Raw genomic sequence first — 17,680 nt, 5'->3', positions numbered from 1 at the left:
GACTGTTACCAGAATGCGTTGGCGGAGCGGGTGAACGGGATTTTGAAAGGAGAGTTATTGCTACAAAGCCCGCAGGATTTGGCGCAAGCGCGGGAGATGGTGCGTGAAGCGGTGGATATTTACAACGCGGAGCGGCCGCATCATGCGTTGAAATACAGAACCCCCGATGCGGTACATAGGGGGGTTCTGAGTAGAGAAATGCTAGTTGAAAATGTGTAAACCTATTTCAGGACTAGACAGTGGCGTGTGCCTTGTGAGAGCGGCTTAGCGCACTTCAATCACATCAAGCATGTCCATCTCGTCGATGTCCAGCAGCGGCGCCTTTGGCATCTCGGGCGGATCAAACGCCTTGTCGCCGCCATCTATGATGCCGGAGTCGCGATTGATGCTCTTGAAGTCAAACAGCTTGTGGTCGAGCAGGTGGCTCGGGATCACGTCCTGAATGGCGGTGAACATGGTTTCGATACGACCGGGGAAGCGGCGATCCCAATCCTGCATCATCTGCTTGATGGCCTGACGCTGCAGGTTCTCCTGCGAGCCGCACAGGTTGCACGGAATGATGGGGAAGGCTTTGACGTCGGCGTAGCGGATCAGATCCTTCTCTTTGCAGTAGGCTAGCGGGCGGATCACCACGTTCTTGCCATCGTCGCTCACCAGCTTGGGCGGCATGGACTTGAGCTTGCCACCGTAGAACATGTTGAGGAACAGGGTCTCGAGGATGTCGTCGCGGTGGTGACCAAGAGCAATCTTGGTGCAACCCAGCTCCTGGGCGGTGCGGTAGAGAATACCGCGGCGCAGCCGTGAGCAGAGGGAGCAGGTGGTTTTGCCTTCCGGTACCTTCTCCTTGACGATGGAGTAGGTATCTTCCTCGACGATCTTGTACTCGATGCCGAGGGAATCCAGATACTCGGGCAGCACATGCTCGGGGAAACCAGGCTGCTTCTGATCCAGGTTGACGGCAACCAGATCGAAATGGATGGGGGCACTGGCTTTGAGGCTCATCAGTATGTCGAGCATACCGAAGCTGTCCTTGCCGCCTGAGAGGCAGACCATGACCTTGTCGCCCTCTTCAATCATGTTGAAGTCGGCAATGGCCTGACCCACGTTGCGCCGCAGGCGCTTCTGCAGTTTGTTAAAACTGTATTTTTCTTTGGCGTTCAGCTCTTCTAGCATGCTCGTAAAACCCGGGACACAAATAAGCGCGTTATTATAGCCATGTCCCGGGGGAGGGCAAGGTGCCAGGCACCTTATGATTGATTGCGACGACTGTCGACCGGGCAGCTGTAGTCCGCCGGTTTGAGGATCAGGATGTCGCAGGAGAGGCGGTCAATCACATGTTCGGCGGTATTGCCGAGCAAAGCTGCAGAAAGCCCGGTACGGCCGACGCAGCCCATGATCATCAGGGTCGCCTTGAGCTCTTCGGCCATATCCGGCAACACCTCTTCCGGTAGCCCCTCTGCTACCCGAGTCCAGAGATGACCGATCCCGAACTTGTCGGCATGGCTTAGCAGCAGGCTTTCGTGGTGCTTGCGGATAGCTTCGTTGTAGGCGTTGGGATCAAACTCTGGCAGCTCGATGGCCACGTTGACCGGGGTGCCCGGGTAGGTGTTGACCAGATAGAGATTGGAGCCCAGCAGCTCGGCGATGTCGCTTCCCTCCTGGGTGATCCGTTCGTTGAGCAGTTTCTGATCCGGATCGTCACTTGAGCAGTTGATGGCGGCGATGATGTTGCCGCCCCGTTGCCAGTGACCCTCTTTGACCAGCAGCACCGGACAGGGGCATTTGCGCAGCAGGTGCCAGTCGGTGGGGGTAAAGATGAAGGTTTGCAGGAAGCTGTGATGGTGAGTGGCTTTGACCACCAGATCGTGGCGCTGCTCCAGCACCTCCTGGATCACGCACTCGAAGGGACGATTGTGCCAGACCACTTTCACTTCGCACTCGATCCCCTGTGCCCGATAGGGGGTCAGGATCTCGTCCAGCCACTCACGTCGCTGTGAAATGACGCCGTCGCGCATCTCTTGCCGCTCGTCCACCGAGAGCATGGCGGTCATTTCATACGAGAAGTCATAGATGGTGAGCAGCAGGGTCAGATGGGCGTTTTCGTCCAGCTCGGCGACTTTGACTGCCCGTTCGAGGGCGATTTGGCGCTCCTCTTCTGGATTGATAACCACCAGAATATTCTGATATTTGACCATCTTCTCCTCCTTGGAAAAGTCCAATGACAGTAGAATCTTAGCCATTACAGCTTAGCGCAGGAGGAGGGTATGGGGAACGTACCGGATCACATTCCAGAGGAAAGGATCCGGCAGGGAAAGCAGGAAAAAAGTGAGAGGGTAAGCGGAAAAATCAGCCGCAGGGCGGGCGAGTTGCACCGGCCATCATGCCCAGCGCGACCTGATCCAGTACGGTAATGTATTTGCCTTTAACGCTGATGAGACCGGACTTCTGGAAACGGCCGAGCAGACGACTGATGGTCTCAACGGTCAGCCCCAGATAGTTGCCAATGTCACCACGGGTCATGGATAGACGGAACTCCTTGGCGGAGAAGCCGCGTTCGGAGAAGCGTACCGACAGATTGTGCAGGAAGGCGGCGAGGCGCTCTTCGGCATTCTTCTTGGAGAGCAGCAGGATCATCTCCTGATCGCCCATGATTTCGTTGCTCATCAGACGCATGATCTGCTGGCGCAGCTTGGGCATCTTGCCGGAGAGATCATCCAGCACTTCAAAGGGGATCTCGCACACCATGGCGGTTTCCAGCGCCTGGGCGAAGGAGGGGTGTGCTTGTTTGTGGATGGCATCAAAACCGACCAGATCGCCAGCGAGGTGGAACGCGGTGATCTGCTCATCCCCTTGCTCGGTGATGGTGTAAGACTTGATGGTCCCGGAACGGATGGCATAGAGCGATTTGAACTCATCGCCAGCCTTGAACAGCTCTTCACCCTTCTGGATCGGCTTCTTGCGCTCGATGATGCTGTCCAGCTGATCAAGCTCGTTATCGTTCAGAGTGAAGGGAATACAGAGCTGACTGATGCTGCAATCCTGGCAATGAATTGCACAGCCACCGCTCTGGATACGTCTGCCAGGTTTCTTTTCCGGGATCATAGGCTCATACGAATAATTGATTTATATCAAACAAGTTTACCATCAACTCATCCGTTTTGGATAGGGTTTCAAAAGGAAGCAATGCCAATCCAGAAGGTATGCACCCCGAACAAAATGAGCAGCAGGGCACCGCCAAGGCGCAAACTGCGCAGGGTGAGCCAGTATCTCAGGCGATCGGCGAGCCCGCCCAACGCAAACAGGGTGGGCAGGGTGCCGAGGCCAAAAAATAGCATGATGAGCGCCCCGCCACTGGCCGAACCCGCCGCTGCGCTCCAGGTCAGCATGGAGTAGACCAGCCCGCAGGGGAGCCAACCCCACACCATGCCAAAGGGCAGTGCCTGCACAGGTGAGGTGAAGGGGATAAATTTGCCCGCCAGCGGTTTGATACGTGGCCAAAATCTGGCGCCGAGCCGCTCCAGCAGCAAGATCCCTTGCCACCAGCCCGCCAGATAGAGACCAAGCGCAATCATCAATAGCGCTGCCACGAGACGCAAGCCGGCAATAGCGTGTTTGCCAGCGCCCAGCTCACTGGTGGTGGCGAGCAGGCCGCCCACCAGTGCACCTGCAATGACATAGCTCAGGATCCGGCCGAGGTTGTAGTTGAGCAGATAGGCGAGTCGCCCCCAAAAATGCTGTTTGTTGGCGGGGATCGCCATGGAGAGCGCGGCGGAGACGCCACCGCACATGCCGATACAGTGGGCTGAGCCTGCCAGTCCGACCAGCAGGGCGCCGGCCAGGTCAAGGTTGTGGGTCATTGTCAGCAGGCTTTGCGGGTTTGTGGGTGGGTTGCTCTTCGTCAAACAGGATGTTGGAACCCTGGCGGTCGAGATCTTCAAACTGTTCGGAGCGAATGGCCCAGAAGAAGACGACCCCGGCGATGATCACAAACAGGATAGCGATGGGGATCAGGACAAAAATTATATTCATGAGAGGTACCTTGGCGTTCATCCTTGGCAAGCGTCCCCTATGGTAACCCTGTTCGGGCAGGGGGCCAGCCGCTATCAATTAGAAATGTGGCCTGCATCGGAGGCAGGCCACATTTTCAGCTATTTTCCGCCACCAGCCTCATCGGTTGAGGCGCATGGAGTTGGTTACCACGATGAGTGAACTGAGCGACATGCCCGCCGCCGCCAGATAGGGGGGCAGCCAGCCGCAGGCCGCCAGCGGCAACACCAGCAGGTTGTAACCGATGGACCAGGCGAAGTTCTCGATGATGATCTTGCGGGTACGCATTGCCAGCACTCTGGCCTCGAGCAGTCGGCTCAGGTCATCGGCCAGCAGGATGGCATCGGCGCTGTTTTTCGCCAGATCGGTGCCACCGGCCATGGCAAACGAGGCGTGAGCGCCAGCCAGTACCGGGGCGTCGTTGATGCCATCGCCCACCATGATACTGATATCCCCTTGGGCTTCCCGGGCCTTGAGGTAGGCCAGCTTGCCATCGGGCGAGACCCCCTTGACCAGCTCATCCACTCCCAGCTCGCGGGCAATCTCGTCTGCCTGCAAAGAGCTGTCGCCAGTCAGCACGGTAGTTTGCAGACCGGCGGCCTTGAATGCCGCGATCAGCGCCCTGGCATCGGGGCGCAGGGTATCTTCCAGATTGAAGCGGGCCAATACCTGCTGCTCGTCGGCCAGATAGATAGCCAGACCGCGGCCGCGTTCTTGCGCCGGATCCAGCCCAAGCCAGCGGGCACTGCCGATGCGGTAGCGTACGCCATCCACCAGCGCCGTGATGCCGTGACCGATGACGGGGGTGATCTCGCGGGCGGATGGCAGCACACTGATACTGTCGGCAGGTAGCCGGAAGGCGCGAGCTATGGGGTGCTCGGATTGCGCCTCCATGGCCCGGGCGATGGCGAGGCATTGCGTCTCGTCCATCTCTGCCAAGGTGGTGGTGCCTGTCAGACTGATCTCACCTGTGGTGAGCGTGCCAGTCTTGTCCATCACGATGCGGTTGGCCTTGGTCAGCACGTCCAGCACATGACCACGGCGCAGCAGAATGCCGTTGCGGGTCAGATTGGCGGTGGCCGAGGTCAGCGCCGTCGGAGTCGCCAGCGACAGGGCACAGGGGCAGGTGGCAACCAGCACGGCGAGAGTGACCCAGAACGCCTGATCCGGTTGATGGAAGTGCCAGAAGGTCCAGACCGCAGCGGCAATGATCAGCAGCACCAGAATAAAGTGGCGTGACAGCTGATCCGCCATCTGGGCGATGGCCGGTTTGTCATCGAGGGCGTGATCCTGCAGCCGCATGATCTGGGCGATCCGCGACTCTTCGATGAGGTGGGTAACCCGGATCTGCAGCGGGGCATCCGTGTTGATGGTACCTGCATAGACCTGCTCACCTGGCTGTTTGAGCAGGGGCAGCTGTTCACCGGTCAGCATGGATTCGTTGAGGCTGGCTTGCCCTTCGACAATGATGCCGTCCGCCGGCAAGGTGGCGCCAGCAAGCACCCGTACCCGATCGCCGACCTGCAAGGTCTTGGCCGCTACCTCATGCTCCCCTTCATCATCGATGCGGGTCGCCATGATGGGCACCAGTCGCGCCAGGTTGGAGCTTGATTCCGACGCCTTGCGCCGGGCCCGCAACTCGAGAAAGCGCCCCAGCAGCAGGAAGAAGACGAACATGGTGATGGAGTCGTAATAGACCTCACCGGTATTGAACACGGTGGCCCACATGGAGGCGATAAAAGCCCCGATCAGCGCCAGCGACACCGACACATCCATCGACAGGTGACCCTGTTTCAGGGTGCGCCAGGCACCCACGTAAAAGGGCTGGGCCGAGTAGATCATGATGGGGGTGGAGAGCAGCAGGCTTATCCACTTGAAGTAGACCATGAACTCATCTTCAACGCTGATGAAGAGATCCATGTAGAGGGCCACAGCGCACATCATCACCTGCATCGAGCCAAGCCCCGCCAGTGCCAGCCGGAACATATAGCTGCGCACCTCTTTGGCGTAGAGCGCCTCCTGTTGATGGGTCTGGAACGGATAGGCGCGATAGCCGATCTGGGCAAATCCCTTGAGGATGTCACTCAGGGAGAGTAGCTCCGGATCCCACTTGATGCGGGCCCGGTGGGTGGTGGTGTTGACATTGATGTAGCGCAGGCCCGTCAGTGTCATCAGGTGGCGTTCGATAAGCCAGGCACAGGCGGCGCAGGTGAGCCCTTCAACTGTCAGCTGGATTTCGCGAAGGGTACCGCTGTCGGTGACAAAATCCTGTTGCACTTCTGCCAGATCGTAGTGGGTGAGGGCGGCCAGCTCCTCGGGCACCAGATCCCCCTTGGTGCCGGGAGCGGTGCGGTGATCGTAGTAACTGGCGAGGCCGCACTCCATGATGGTCTCTGCCACAGCCTGACAACCGGGGCAGCACATGGGGCGAACAATCCCCTTTATCTCGAGGGCATAACCACTATTGGCGGGTACCGGCTCGCCACAGTGAAAGCAGGGGGTCATGCGTTATGCCCCCCTGAATGCAGAATGCAAGCAGCAGGGGCGGTGGCGAGAACCGGCTCGCCACAGTGAGAACAGCCGGTCATGGCTTAGCGTCCTTTCGGGTCGAGTTCGACAGGGGCCAGGGTGGGCAGCTGGACGGTCTCTTGCAATCGCCACTGGTGATCGAAGGCATCGACCCGAATGTGCCACTTGCCGACCAGCGGCTTGTCGAAATGGAGGCGATAGGTGCCGCTCGCATCGGCGGTGATCATGTGTTCGCTGTCCTGACCGGCCAGGGTCGGGTGGAACAATGAGAGATAGAGAGCTTGCCCGGCAGGAATGTCACCGCTGATGGGTTTGAGGGTCAGCTCGTTGCCGTCAACTTCCAGCCCAAAGCGGATATTGAGCGCTTCGGAGCGGTCAAACTTGCTCAAGTCCTGATTGATCTCTTTCCCTTGTTTGTAATAGTCCTCGGCCACCAGATTGACCCCATCCTTGCTGGCGATGATGGCGGTGGCGATACTGCCGACAACGGCGGCAGTGGGGAGGGCGATGATAAACCAGGGCCAGAATTGGCGATACCACGGTTTGGATAGAGGTTGGGTCATGATTGCTACTGCCATGAAACGAATGATTAACGTGGAAGATGGTTTTTACGCAACACAAGATAACAAAAAGCCTCGAGGAGTCGAGGCTTTTTGCTGTGTAATCACGTGTTTATCACATGTTACAACGTTACGGGCGAACCTTATTTGGCAGACTGTTGATGAGACAGGCTGTAAACGTAGGAGGCCAGCAGGTGAACCTTGTCCTCACCCAGAATGTCTTTCCAGGCTGGCATCACGCCGTGACGACCGTGGGTGATGGTTTGCACCACCACTTCGCGGGAGCCACCGTAGAGCCAGGTGTTGTTGGTCAGATCTGGCGCACCGACGGCAACACCGCCCTTGGCATCGGCCCCGTGGCAGGCAGCGCAGATGGCGAAGCGTGCTTCACCTTTCTTCGCTTCCACCAGGTCGACCTTGCGACCGGAGAGGCTCAGCACATAGGAGGCCACTTCCTGAACGCCATCTTTGCCGAGGATTTCACCCCAGGCAGCCATGACCCCCTGACGACCGCCCATGATGGTGGTCTTGATTTGATCAGGCTGTCCGCCCCATTGCCATTCGCTGTCGGTCAGGTTCGGGAAGCCGCGGCCACCACGGGCATCGGAGCCGTGACACTGGGAGCAGTTCTGCAGGAACAGACGCTGACCCACTTTCAGGGCTTCCGGATCCTTGGCGATCTCGGTGATGGCACGATAGGTTTTGCCATCCGCTTCATAGGTGAGTTCACGGAACTTGGCGCCGTAGATCTCGTCAGCCTTGGCGACCTCGCGGTCATACTCAACCGCGCGACCTTCAGCCTTGGCCGATTCGGTTGCAGCCTTGGACTCAGCCAGCGAACGCACGTCCTGGTTGGAACTTTGCCAGCCCAGCAGGCCTTTGAAGTTGCCAAGCCCCGGGAAGGCGATCAGATAGACCAGACCGGTGACGATGAAGAAGAGGAACATGTAAGTCCACCACTTCGGCAGCGGGTTGTTGATCTCCTCGATGCCATCGAAGGAGTGACCCATCGATTTGCCTTCTTCAACACCCATCTTGTCCTTGCGGCACCACATCAGCAGCAAGAAGCAGCCGAGGATGGTTCCCAGACTGATGACAGTCACAAAAATGCTAAACAGAGTGCTCATTATTGTTTCGCTCCTGCGTTCTTTTTATCAGCACCGGGTTGCTCATCATCGGCAAAAACCAAATTGGCAGCCTCGTCGAAAGAGGTCTTGCGGCGTTTGCTGTAGGCCCAGACGATGATGCCAATCATGATGGCCATCAACAGCAAGGTATACAGACCGCGAAATGTGCCGTAGTCCATTTTCGCCTCCTTATTTCAGGGCATGACCCAGTGATTGCAGATAGGCCACCAGCGCATCCAGCTCGGTTTTGCCCTTGACGGCTTCGCCAGCACCCTGAATATCGGCGTCGGTATAGGGCACACCGAAGTGATCGCGGAACAGCGCCAGTTTTTTGCCGGTCATCTCGCCAGTCAGCACATTGGTATCAAGCCAGGGATAGGCGGGCATGTTGGATTCCGGTACCACATCGCGCGGGTTGATCAGGTGAACCTTGTGCCACTCGTCGGAGTAGCGACCACCAACACGGGCCAAGTCCGGACCAGTACGCTTGGAGCCCCACAGGAAGGGGTGCTCCCAGACGCTCTCGCCGGCGACCGAGTAGTGACCGTAACGCTCGGTTTCGGCACGGAACGGACGGATCATCTGGCTGTGGCAGTTGGTGCAGCCTTCGCGAATGAAGATGTCGCGTCCTTCCATCTGCAGAGCGGTGTAGGGCTTGAGGCCCTCCACCGGCTCGGTGGTTTGCTTTTGGAAGAACAGCGGGGTGATTTCAACCAGGCCCCCCAGACTGATGGCGAAGATGATGCCGACCACCAGCATGGGAACGCTTTTTTCAAATATTTCGTGACGGTTATTGTTGCTCATGGGTTGACCTCTTCAATCATGCTGGCTGGGCGACAGGTTCCAGAGAACCTTTGGGCGCAGTGATGGTGCGATAGGCGTTGTAAGCCATCAGCAACATGCCGGTGACGAAGAAGCAGCCACCCAGGAAGCGCACGAAATAGAAGGGATAGGATGCCTGCAGCGCTTCAACGAAGCTGTAGGTCAGGGTGCCGTCTTCGTTGACTGCACGCCACATCAGGCCCTGCATCACGCCGGAAATCCACATGGCAACGATGTAGAGCACGGTGCCCACGGTCGCCAGCCAGAAGTGAACGTTGATCAGCTTGACGCTGTACATCCGGCCCTGGCCGAACAGGTTCGGGATCAGGTGATAGACCGCACCGATGGAGACCATGGCAACCCAGCCCAGCGCACCGGAGTGAACGTGACCAACGGTCCAGTCGGTGTAGTGGGAGAGGGCGTTGACGGTTTTGATCGCCATCATCGGGCCTTCGAAGGTCGACATGCCGTAGAAAGACAAAGAAACGATCAGGAAGCGCAGGATGGGGTCATAACGCAGTTTGTGCCAGGCACCGGAGAGGGTCATGATGCCGTTGATCATGCCGCCCCAGGAAGGTACGAACAGGATCAGGGACATTACCATGCCGAGTGACTGTGCCCAGTCAGGCAGTGCGGTGTAGTGCAGGTGGTGCGGACCGGCCCAGATATAGAGGGAGATCAGCGCCCAGAAGTGGACGATGGAGAGGCGATAGGAGTAAACCGGACGACCGGCCTGTTTGGGCACGAAGTAGTACATCATCCCCAAGAAGCCAGCAGTCAGCAGGAAGCCTACCGCGTTGTGGCCATACCACCACTGTACCATGGCGTCCATGGCGCCGGAGTACATGGAGTAGGACTTCATGCCGGAGAGCGGCACTTCCATGTTGTTGACGATGTGCAGCACCGCAACGGTGATGATGAAGGCGCCGAAGAACCAGTTCGCCACATAGATGTGGGAGGTGGTGCGCTTCATCAGGGTGCCGAAGAAGACGATGGCATAGGCGACCCATACCACAGTGATGGCGATATCAATCGGCCACTCCAGCTCGGCATACTCTTTGGCGGAGGTGTAACCCAGCGGCAGAGAGATGGCGGCAGAGAGGATGATTGCTTGCCAGCCCCAGAAGACGAAGGTTGCCAGCGGGCCCCCAAACAGTCTGGTTTGACAGGTGCGCTGCACCACGTAGAAGGAGGTGGCCATCAGTGCACTGACGCCGAAGGCGAAGATCACTGCGTTGGTATGGAGGGGCCGCAGACGACTGTAAGTCAGCCACGGGGTCTCGAAGTTGAGGGCAGGCCAGATCAACTGGGCTGCGATCAGTACGCCAACCGACATGCCGACAATTCCCCAGACAATCGTCATGACGGTAAACTGGCGAACAACGGTGTAGTTGTACTCAGGATGGTTAGTTGTATGGCTCATCGTTATATTCCGCTTCCGATGCTGCTGTTGTTTGGTTTTGTATCCGGAGGACCGGACTGGCTTCATCAGCCACCGCCGACCAGTTGTTAACATCTGTTAACGAAAGGAAAAGCAAAAGATGGCTAAATGAAAACTGCATGGGAATGATACTGAAGTGACAGGTAAAATAACAGTATAAACAGTGATATATTTGGCTCCGTCCGGTCTCGATATGGCAGTTTTTTACCTTGTTCGAGATCACAAAAAACTATTTTAATTGCATCTTAATCGGGCTGTTTTTGATGAAAGAGAGACTTACCGCACGTAAAGTTTTGCACCTCGTACTGGTATTGGCGCTGTTATTGGCGCTGATGGCCTATCGCACCTGGTTTTCGGCCGATAACAGCGTCTCTGCTGACCAGAAAAAAGATCAGATTTGTGATCTTTCCCACACCCCTTGCAGCGCGCTGATTGGTGACAAGCCGCTGACGGTCGCCATCAAGGAATTACCGCTGCGCGCCGAACATGACTTTGCCATCGCTATTACCGGCGGCGATCCGGCCATCAAACCGGTGAAAGCGACACTCGAAGGCAAAGATATGTTTATGGGCACCATTCCGGTGAGCTTTGAAGAAATAGACGGACAGTGGCAGGGGGTGACCCAGGTGGGGAGCTGTACATCACCCGTCATGATCTGGTTGTTAAATATCGAGTGGAGTAATGGTCAACGCCAGCAATTGGCGCTTTCCGTTGCCCGGGAATAACGGCGCAAGAGGTGGGGAGTGGAAAAAATATTTGAAATTTCCCGGCCAGGAGTTACCTTCCCCAAACCATCAGGGAGTGAAGTTCATTTAATCATGATTGAAAAACAACCGTTTTATCGCACCCTCAACCAGCAGGCCAAGGCGCTGCTGGAGGGGGAAACCGATCTTATTGCCAATCTGGCCAATCTCTCCGCACTGCTTAATCAGGAGCTGGAGGAGATCAACTGGGTCGGTTTTTATCTGTTGCAGGGCGAGACCCTGGTATTGGGGCCATTTCAGGGCAAACCGGCTTGCGTACGGATCCCGGTCGGCCGTGGGGTGTGTGGTACCGCAGTGGCAGAGGGGAGAACCCAGCTCATTGACGATGTCCACCAGTTCGACGGTCACATCGCTTGCGATGGCGCGAGCAACTCGGAAATCGTGATCCCGGTTCGCCGTGGTAGCGAGATCATCGGGGTACTCGATATCGACAGTCCGATTTTTAACCGTTTCGACCAGCAAGACCGGATTGGCCTCGAAGAAACGGTGCAAATTTTGGAAAGCATGCTCTAAGTCATTGCTAGATGGTTCGCAAAAGGCCCCAAGCTCTCTATAATGGGGCCTTTGTTGTGCTCGGGACGTGCCCGTGCGTTTATATGAAAGCCAAGGTTATACATGGAAAACACTGAGAAGCTGAAGAACAGTAAAGAGATCGTTGCCTACCTGGTCGAGAAATTCCCGGCCTGCTTCGTTGCTGAAGGAGAGGCCAAGCCGCTCAAGATTGGCATCTTCCAGGATTTGGCCGAGCGTCTTGCTGACGATGCCAGAGTCTCCAAGACCATGCTGCGCTCCGCACTGCGTCAATACACCTCCAGCTGGCGCTACCTGCACGGTCTCAAAGCTGGCCAGGCTCGCGTTGATCTGGATGGCAACCCGGGCGAGCTGCTGACCGAAGAGCACATCGAGCACGCCAAGCAAGCTCTGAAAGAGAGCAAAGAGCGCGTATTCGCCAGCCGTCGTACCAATACCAAAGATAAGGATGAGAAGGCCAAGAAGCCCCGTCGTCCTGCTGTGCGCAAAACCGAGAAAACCGAGAAAGCTGATGTAGCTGCCAAGCCGAAAGCTGCCGCCAAGGCACCGGTCGCTGACGCTCCGCTGGTTAAAGTGGATGCCGCTACGCTGAAAGTGGGCCAGGATGTGCGCGTCGTTATGGGTAAATTCCCGGTTCCGGCAACCATCAAGGAAGTAACCAAGGACGATGTACAGGTCCAACTGCAGACCGGCATGATGGTGCGGGTCAAATCAGAGCACTTGGTTCTCTAAGGAGACAAATGTTGAAGCATGGCGTAATTCGTTTTTCCCTCGTTGCCTGTAGCCTGGCGCTTGCCGGGCTTGCACAGGCCATCGAGCCGGTGCTCAAGGAGAGTGATTTGCCTGTGTTGGCTCAAGAGAGCCAACATGCTACGGCCAGCAAGCGAATTACCAATCTGTTTACCCGCTCGCACTACAAACAGTTCAAGCTGGACGATGCCTTTTCCTCCGTGATTTTCGATAAATATCTGGAGAATCTGGACTACAGCCGCAACCTGTTTTTGGCCTCTGATATCAGCCGTTTTGAAAAGTACCGTAACGGTTTTGACACCGACCTCGAAAGAGGCCGTCTGGCTCCCGCCTACGAGATGTTCAACCTGAGTCAGCAGCGGCGTTATGAGCGGTTCGAATACGCCCTCAAACTGCTTGATACTCCTTTCGATTTTACCCAGACCGACAACTATGTGTTTGATCGGGAAGGGGCGGCTTGGCCCAAAGATGAAGCAGAGCTCAACGAGCTGTGGCGTCAGCGGGTCAAGTTCGATGCCCTGAGCCTCAAGCTCAGCGGCAAGGAGTGGCCCGAGATCAAGGAGCTGCTTGGCAAGCGTTACAACAACGCCATCAAGCGGATGTCCCAGACCGAGAGTGAAGATGTCTTCCAGCTCTTCATGAACTCCTTCGCTCGCGCCATCGAACCGCACACCAGTTACCTCTCACCGCGCAGTGCCGATCGTTTCAACACCGAGATGAACCTCTCGTTGGAGGGGATCGGTGCCGTGTTGCAGGCGGAAGATGACTTTACCGTCATCCGTTCTCTGGTGCCCGGTGGCCCGGCAGCCAAATCGAACCACCTCAAACCCGATGACAAGATCACCGGGGTAGGGCAGGAAGATGGCAAGATTGTCGATGTGATCGGCTGGCGTCTTGATGACGTGGTCGAGCTCATCAAGGGGCCCAAGGGGAGCAAGGTCAAGCTGGAGATCCAGCGCGGCAAGGGCGCAACTGCCAAAACCGAGCAGATCGAGCTGACCCGCGACAAGGTGCGCCTTGAAGACCGGGCTGCCAAGTCCAAGGTGATTAACGCCGAAGGCAAGAAGATTGGTGTCATCGAGATCCCGAGTTTTTACGTCAATCTGCATGACGACGTGATCAAGGAGCTCTCCAGCCTGAACAAGAAGAAGATCGATGGCTTGATCATTGATCTGCGCGGTAACGGCGGCGGCGCCCTGACCGAAGCTTCCGCCCTGAGCGGTCTCTTCTTTGCCAGCGGTCCCGTGGTGCAAATTCGTGATCACATGGGCCGTATCACGGTCAATGGCGATGACGATGGCAACGTCTACTACGGCGGCCCGATGTCGGTGATGATCGACCGCTACAGTGCCTCGGCCTCCGAGATCTTCGCTGCCGCCATGCAGGATTATGGCCGTGCCCTGATCCTGGGTGAAAACTCGTTCGGCAAGGGGACGGTGCAGCAGCATCGCAGCCTGGCCAAGGTCTATGACTTCTACGAGCAGCCGCTGGGTCACGTGCAGTACACCATCGCCAAGTTCTACCGGATCGACGGTGGCAGCACCCAGAACAAGGGCGTTGCGCCGGATATCAGCTTCCCGACACCGGTTGCTCCGGAAGAGACGGGAGAAAGCCGTGAGTTCAATGCGTTGCCGTGGGACAAGATTGCCTCCGCCAACTACGAGAAACTCGGCAACTTCGCCAGCGTACTGCCCAAGTTGCAGGCGGCGCACGATGCCCGAATCGCCAAGGATCCCGAGTTTGCCTATGTGATGCAGGACATCGCCGACTACAAGGAGGAGAAAGACAATAAGTCGGTCTCCCTCAACGAGGCGGAGCGTGTTGCAGAGCAGGCGAAACAGGATGAGAAAGCGCTCAAACGTACCAACGAGCGTCTGGCACGTCTTGGCAAGCCGGCGGTGAAGAGTCTGGATGAACTGCCCGCTGATTTTGAAGCGCCCGATGAGTATCTCATCGAAGCGGCCAATATCACGGCAGATCTGGCCAAGGTCAGCAAACGCAGCTGACAAAGCGACCTCCAATGCACAAGGGCGACTTCGGTCGTCCTTTCTTTTTGTCTGGCGTATCTGACGTAATGCAAATTGTTTGACCCCGCCAGTTGGTTGTGACAGCCTCTTTCTCGCCTTTAACAAGCGTGGAAGCAGACAATAATGACAGATCACTCCCAGGCCATGACGGCCAAATATCGCCAGGATTATCAGGCGCCGCTCTACTGGATCGACACCATCGACCTCGATTTCCAACTGCAGGAGCCGCTGACCCAGGTCACCGCCATCACCCGCATTCGTCGCAACGGCGAGCACAATGCGCCGCTCGTCCTCGATGGTGAGCAGCTGACCCTCAAGAGCGTTGCCATTGATGGCATTCCCTGTGACCACTACGAGCAAGGCGAGAGCAGTCTGACCCTGTTCAACCTGCCAGCCGAATGTGTACTGACCATCGTCACCCTGCTGGATCCGGCTGCCAACACCGCGCTGGAAGGGCTTTACAAATCAGGTGATGCCTACTGCACCCAGTGCGAAGCCGAAGGCTTTCGCCGCATTACCTATTATCTGGACCGCCCCGACATTCTGGCGCGCTACAGCACCCGTATTACCGCCGACAAAGCCCAGTTCCCCTTCCTGCTCTCCAATGGCAACAAGGTCGATAGCGGTGATCTCGATGGCGGCCGTCATTTCGTACAGTGGCAGGATCCTTTCCCCAAACCGAGCTACCTGTTTGCCCTGGTGGCCGGTGATTTCGATGTGGAGCGCAGCCACTACACCACCAAGAGCGGCCGCAAGGTTGCCCTCGAGATCTTCGTCGACAAGGGCAACCTCGATCGCGCCGGTTTTGCCATGGAGAGCCTCATCAACTCCATGCGTTGGGACGAGCAGCGTTTCGGCCTCGAGTATGATCTCGACATCTACATGATCGTCGCGGTGGACTTCTTCAACATGGGCGCCATGGAGAACAAGGGGCTCAACATCTTCAACTCCAAGTTCGTGCTGGCCAATCCGGCCACCGCTACCGATGGCGACTACCACGGTATCGAACGGGTGATCGGTCACGAATATTTCCACAACTGGACCGGCAACCGCGTCACCTGTCGTGACTGGTTCCAGCTCAGCCTGAAAGAGGGGCTGACAGTGTTCCGGGATCAGGAGTTCTCCTCCGATCTGGGCTCCCGTGGCGTCAACCGCATCAACAACGTGCGTACCGTGCGTGGCCCGCAGTTTGCCGAAGATGCCGGCCCCATGGCACACCCGATCCGCCCGGATGTGGTGATCGAGATGAACAACTTCTACACCCTCACCGTCTATGAGAAGGGGTCGGAAGTGATCCGCATGATGCACACCCTGCTGGGGGAAGATGCCTTCCAGGCTGGTATGCGTCTCTACTTCGAGCGTCACGACGGCTCGGCCGCCACCTGCGATGATTTCGTGCAGGCGATGGAGGATGCGTCCGGTGTCGATCTCGGTCGTTTCCGCCGCTGGTACAGTCAGTCCGGCACCCCCGAGCTGACCATGACCGACGAGTATGATGCCGCCAGCGGTATCTATCGCCTTCATGTGAGCCAGCACACCCCGCCGACTCAGGATCAACCGCAAAAGCTGCCGCTGCATATTCCCCTCGACATCGAGCTTTATGACGAGCAGGGTGCCGTCATTGCGCTGCAGTATCAGGGCAAGGCCATCGGCAACGTGCTCGATGTGCTGGAAGCGGAGCAGACCTTCGAATTCGATCAAGTGCCCGTCAAACCAGTTCCTTCTCTGCTGCGGGACTTCTCCGCGCCGGTCAAGCTGCACTATGACTACAGCGACGAAGCGCTCGCCTTTCTGATGCGCTTTGCCCGCAACGAGTTTGCCCGCTGGGATGCGGCCCAGATGCTGATCAACAAAGCGGTCATCGATGGGGTGGCACGGGTCCAGCATGGGCAGGGGGTTGAGCTCTCCCAAACCCTGTTGGCCGCCTTCGTCGCCATTCTGGACGACAGCGATCTCGATTTTGCCCTCAAGGCGGAGATCCTGGCGCTGCCCGGTGAGGCGACCCTGGCCGAGCTGTTCGAGGTGGCCGATATCGATGCCATCCATCAGGTGCGCGACGCGATCCATACCCGTCTTGCCGAGGCCTTTGGCGCGCGCTTGGCGGCAACCTATCAGAGTCTGCGTCTGAACGGTTATCAGGTGGTGCATGCCGACATGGCCAAGCGGGCCCTCAAAGGGGTAGTGCTCGGCTATCTGGCGGCACTGGATGCGGAGCATGCCGATGCGCTGGTGCGCGAGCAGTATGCAACTGCCGACAACATGACCGACACCCTGGCGGCGCTGCAGGTGGCCAACGGCTATCTGTTGCCATGCCGTGCCGCGCTGTTGGCCGATTTTGAAGGCAAGTGGGCCAAGGATGGACTGGTGCTGGACAACTGGCTGCGGCTGATTGGCAGCAAACCGGCTGCCGATGTACTGAGCGAAGTGAAACAGGCGATGAATCACCCCACTTTCAGCATTCGCAATCCGAACCGGCTGCGGGCGCTGATCGGCAGTTTCGCCATGAGCAATCAGGTGCAGTTCCATGCGGTGGATGGCTGCGGTTACCGCTTCCTGACCGATCTGCTGATCGAGCTCAACGAGGTGAATCCGCAGGTGGCCTCCCGTCTCATCACTCCGCTTATCCAGTTCAAGCGACTGGATAAGGCGCGCAAGGCCCTGATCCGCGCCGAGCTGACCCGTCTTGCCAACCTTGAGGGGCTGGCACGGGATCTGTTCGAGAAGGTCAGCAAGGCGCTGCAGCAGTAACTGTCGACGGGGCAGGGGCGTGAATGCGCCTGCCCCCATTGTGTGATTTGTCGTGTGATCAGGAGCAAGCGTGAAGCAGTTTACTTTTCGGCTCTCATTGAGCAGTGATGAGGTGATGCTGATGTATCAGGGCCATGCCAGACGGCTGGTGGTGCGCAGCGAACAGGGATTGACCCTGGAGCTTGGCATAGAAAAAATACGGCCCTATGTCGCCATCAATGGTGTGCATGGCTATTTTCGGCTGAAAACCCATGACGATTACCGCTTTATCAGCCTCGAACGCATAAATTAACAAAAATCGAACAGATTGCCGACTGTTTATCTGCTTTGCGTC

General features: G+C 57.3%; 18 protein-coding genes. 7 read left to right on the top strand and 11 right to left on the bottom strand.

From position 1 onward, the window contains the following. Window positions 1-219, top strand: a 219-nt coding sequence (locus tag AB5Y90_RS03100) for an integrase core domain-containing protein (RefSeq protein ID WP_368166549.1), incomplete at its 5' end; no start/stop codon positions are given. 45 nt (window positions 220-264) lie between these two features. On the opposite strand, the gene ttcA is transcribed toward AB5Y90_RS03100, so the two are convergent. From ttcA to ccoN, 11 genes are all read right to left on the bottom strand, one after another. Beyond that, window positions 265-1,173: a tRNA 2-thiocytidine(32) synthetase TtcA gene (gene ttcA, locus AB5Y90_RS03095; RefSeq protein WP_005336634.1), complete on the bottom strand. Its 909-nt coding sequence runs from the start codon at window positions 1,171-1,173 to the stop codon at window positions 265-267. Window positions 1,174-1,247: 74 nt separating this feature from the next. Then, window positions 1,248-2,195, bottom strand: a complete 948-nt coding sequence (gene uspE / locus AB5Y90_RS03090; RefSeq protein WP_005345417.1) for a universal stress protein UspE — start codon at window positions 2,193-2,195, stop codon at window positions 1,248-1,250. Between the two features lie 151 nt (window positions 2,196-2,346). Further along, a complete protein-coding gene (locus AB5Y90_RS03085) occupies window positions 2,347-3,102 on the bottom strand; it encodes an FNR family transcription factor (RefSeq protein ID WP_005336632.1) in 756 nt (251 codons plus the stop codon). Window positions 3,103-3,170: 68 nt separating this feature from the next. Further along, window positions 3,171-3,857 carry a sulfite exporter TauE/SafE family protein gene (locus AB5Y90_RS03080; RefSeq protein WP_279502064.1) on the bottom strand — a complete coding sequence of 229 codons (687 nt, stop codon included), beginning with the start codon at window positions 3,855-3,857 and terminating at the stop codon, window positions 3,171-3,173. Continuing rightward, a complete protein-coding gene (ccoS, locus tag AB5Y90_RS03075) occupies window positions 3,841-4,029 on the bottom strand; it encodes a cbb3-type cytochrome oxidase assembly protein CcoS (protein WP_033138318.1) in 189 nt (62 codons plus the stop codon). The genes AB5Y90_RS03080 and ccoS overlap by 17 nt, the downstream gene beginning before the upstream one ends. A 138-nt stretch (window positions 4,030-4,167) precedes the next feature. Continuing rightward, window positions 4,168-6,552 carry a heavy metal translocating P-type ATPase gene (locus AB5Y90_RS03070; protein WP_368166548.1) on the bottom strand — a complete coding sequence of 795 codons (2,385 nt, stop codon included), beginning with the start codon at window positions 6,550-6,552 and terminating at the stop codon, window positions 4,168-4,170. A gap of 86 nt (window positions 6,553-6,638) precedes the next feature. After that, complete coding sequence (locus AB5Y90_RS03065; RefSeq protein WP_005345427.1) at window positions 6,639-7,139, bottom strand: FixH family protein; 501 nt, start codon at window positions 7,137-7,139, stop codon at window positions 6,639-6,641. A gap of 140 nt (window positions 7,140-7,279) precedes the next feature. Further along, window positions 7,280-8,263, bottom strand: coding sequence for a cytochrome-c oxidase, cbb3-type subunit III (gene ccoP, locus AB5Y90_RS03060; RefSeq protein WP_307894895.1), 984 nt, complete (start codon window positions 8,261-8,263; stop codon window positions 7,280-7,282). Then, window positions 8,263-8,442 carry a CcoQ/FixQ family Cbb3-type cytochrome c oxidase assembly chaperone gene (locus AB5Y90_RS03055; protein ID WP_005336620.1) on the bottom strand — a complete coding sequence of 60 codons (180 nt, stop codon included), beginning with the start codon at window positions 8,440-8,442 and terminating at the stop codon, window positions 8,263-8,265. The genes ccoP and AB5Y90_RS03055 overlap by 1 nt, the downstream gene beginning before the upstream one ends. A gap of 10 nt (window positions 8,443-8,452) precedes the next feature. Continuing rightward, window positions 8,453-9,067 carry a cytochrome-c oxidase, cbb3-type subunit II gene (gene ccoO / locus AB5Y90_RS03050; RefSeq protein ID WP_021230095.1) on the bottom strand — a complete coding sequence of 205 codons (615 nt, stop codon included), beginning with the start codon at window positions 9,065-9,067 and terminating at the stop codon, window positions 8,453-8,455. 16 nt (window positions 9,068-9,083) lie between these two features. Then, window positions 9,084-10,508, bottom strand: a complete 1,425-nt coding sequence (ccoN, locus tag AB5Y90_RS03045) for a cytochrome-c oxidase, cbb3-type subunit I (RefSeq protein WP_005336616.1) — start codon at window positions 10,506-10,508, stop codon at window positions 9,084-9,086. Between the two features lie 281 nt (window positions 10,509-10,789). Between ccoN and AB5Y90_RS03040 the strand changes: the two genes are divergently transcribed. From AB5Y90_RS03040 to AB5Y90_RS03015, 6 genes are all read left to right on the top strand, one after another. After that, the gene (locus AB5Y90_RS03040; RefSeq protein WP_005351925.1) at window positions 10,790-11,251 is read left to right on the top strand and encodes a hypothetical protein; all 462 of its coding nucleotides are present in this window, start codon (window positions 10,790-10,792) and stop codon (window positions 11,249-11,251) included. A gap of 93 nt (window positions 11,252-11,344) precedes the next feature. Beyond that, window positions 11,345-11,803, top strand: a complete 459-nt coding sequence (locus AB5Y90_RS03035) for a GAF domain-containing protein (RefSeq protein ID WP_307894893.1) — start codon at window positions 11,345-11,347, stop codon at window positions 11,801-11,803. A gap of 102 nt (window positions 11,804-11,905) precedes the next feature. Then, complete coding sequence (gene proQ, locus AB5Y90_RS03030; protein ID WP_368166547.1) at window positions 11,906-12,553, top strand: RNA chaperone ProQ; 648 nt, start codon at window positions 11,906-11,908, stop codon at window positions 12,551-12,553. An 8-nt stretch (window positions 12,554-12,561) separates the two neighbouring features. Continuing rightward, a complete protein-coding gene (prc, locus tag AB5Y90_RS03025) occupies window positions 12,562-14,577 on the top strand; it encodes a carboxy terminal-processing peptidase (RefSeq protein WP_307894891.1) in 2,016 nt (671 codons plus the stop codon). 144 nt (window positions 14,578-14,721) lie between these two features. Next, complete coding sequence (pepN, locus tag AB5Y90_RS03020) at window positions 14,722-17,346, top strand: aminopeptidase N (protein WP_307894890.1); 2,625 nt, start codon at window positions 14,722-14,724, stop codon at window positions 17,344-17,346. Between the two features lie 70 nt (window positions 17,347-17,416). Next, the gene (locus AB5Y90_RS03015) at window positions 17,417-17,638 is read left to right on the top strand and encodes a DUF2835 family protein (RefSeq protein WP_201974254.1); all 222 of its coding nucleotides are present in this window, start codon (window positions 17,417-17,419) and stop codon (window positions 17,636-17,638) included. Window positions 17,639-17,680: the final 42 nt, after the last annotated feature.

It is taken from the genome of Aeromonas sp. R4-1, from assembly GCF_040908325.1.
Lineage (GTDB): Bacteria > Pseudomonadota > Gammaproteobacteria > Enterobacterales > Aeromonadaceae > Aeromonas > Aeromonas veronii.
The sequence above is the reverse complement of the archived record's forward strand: the minus strand, read 5'-3'. Positions and strand labels throughout refer to the sequence as shown.

Bases quoted from the DNA above. Each gene is read 5' to 3' on its own strand.
- AB5Y90_RS03070 (WP_368166548.1), bottom strand. From the start codon at position 6,552: ATGACCCCCTGCTTTCACTGTGGCGAGCCGGTACCCGCCAATAGTGGT.
- ttcA (WP_005336634.1), bottom strand. From the start codon at position 1,173: ATGCTAGAAGAGCTGAACGCCAAAGAAAAATACAGTTTTAACAAACTG.
- AB5Y90_RS03080 (WP_279502064.1), bottom strand. From the start codon at position 3,857: ATGACCCACAACCTTGACCTGGCCGGCGCCCTGCTGGTCGGACTGGCA.
- pepN (WP_307894890.1), top strand. From the start codon at position 14,722: ATGACAGATCACTCCCAGGCCATGACGGCCAAATATCGCCAGGATTAT.
- AB5Y90_RS03055 (WP_005336620.1), bottom strand. From the start codon at position 8,442: ATGGACTACGGCACATTTCGCGGTCTGTATACCTTGCTGTTGATGGCC.
- AB5Y90_RS03040 (WP_005351925.1), top strand. From the start codon at position 10,790: ATGAAAGAGAGACTTACCGCACGTAAAGTTTTGCACCTCGTACTGGTA.
- prc (WP_307894891.1), top strand. From the start codon at position 12,562: ATGTTGAAGCATGGCGTAATTCGTTTTTCCCTCGTTGCCTGTAGCCTG.
- AB5Y90_RS03085 (WP_005336632.1), bottom strand. From the start codon at position 3,102: ATGATCCCGGAAAAGAAACCTGGCAGACGTATCCAGAGCGGTGGCTGT.
- ccoS (WP_033138318.1), bottom strand. From the start codon at position 4,029: ATGAATATAATTTTTGTCCTGATCCCCATCGCTATCCTGTTTGTGATC.
- ccoN (WP_005336616.1), bottom strand. From the start codon at position 10,508: ATGAGCCATACAACTAACCATCCTGAGTACAACTACACCGTTGTTCGC.
- proQ (WP_368166547.1), top strand. From the start codon at position 11,906: ATGGAAAACACTGAGAAGCTGAAGAACAGTAAAGAGATCGTTGCCTAC.
- AB5Y90_RS03065 (WP_005345427.1), bottom strand. From the start codon at position 7,139: ATGACCCAACCTCTATCCAAACCGTGGTATCGCCAATTCTGGCCCTGG.
- AB5Y90_RS03035 (WP_307894893.1), top strand. From the start codon at position 11,345: ATGATTGAAAAACAACCGTTTTATCGCACCCTCAACCAGCAGGCCAAG.
- ccoO (WP_021230095.1), bottom strand. From the start codon at position 9,067: ATGAGCAACAATAACCGTCACGAAATATTTGAAAAAAGCGTTCCCATG.
- ccoP (WP_307894895.1), bottom strand. From the start codon at position 8,263: ATGAGCACTCTGTTTAGCATTTTTGTGACTGTCATCAGTCTGGGAACC.
- uspE (WP_005345417.1), bottom strand. From the start codon at position 2,195: ATGGTCAAATATCAGAATATTCTGGTGGTTATCAATCCAGAAGAGGAG.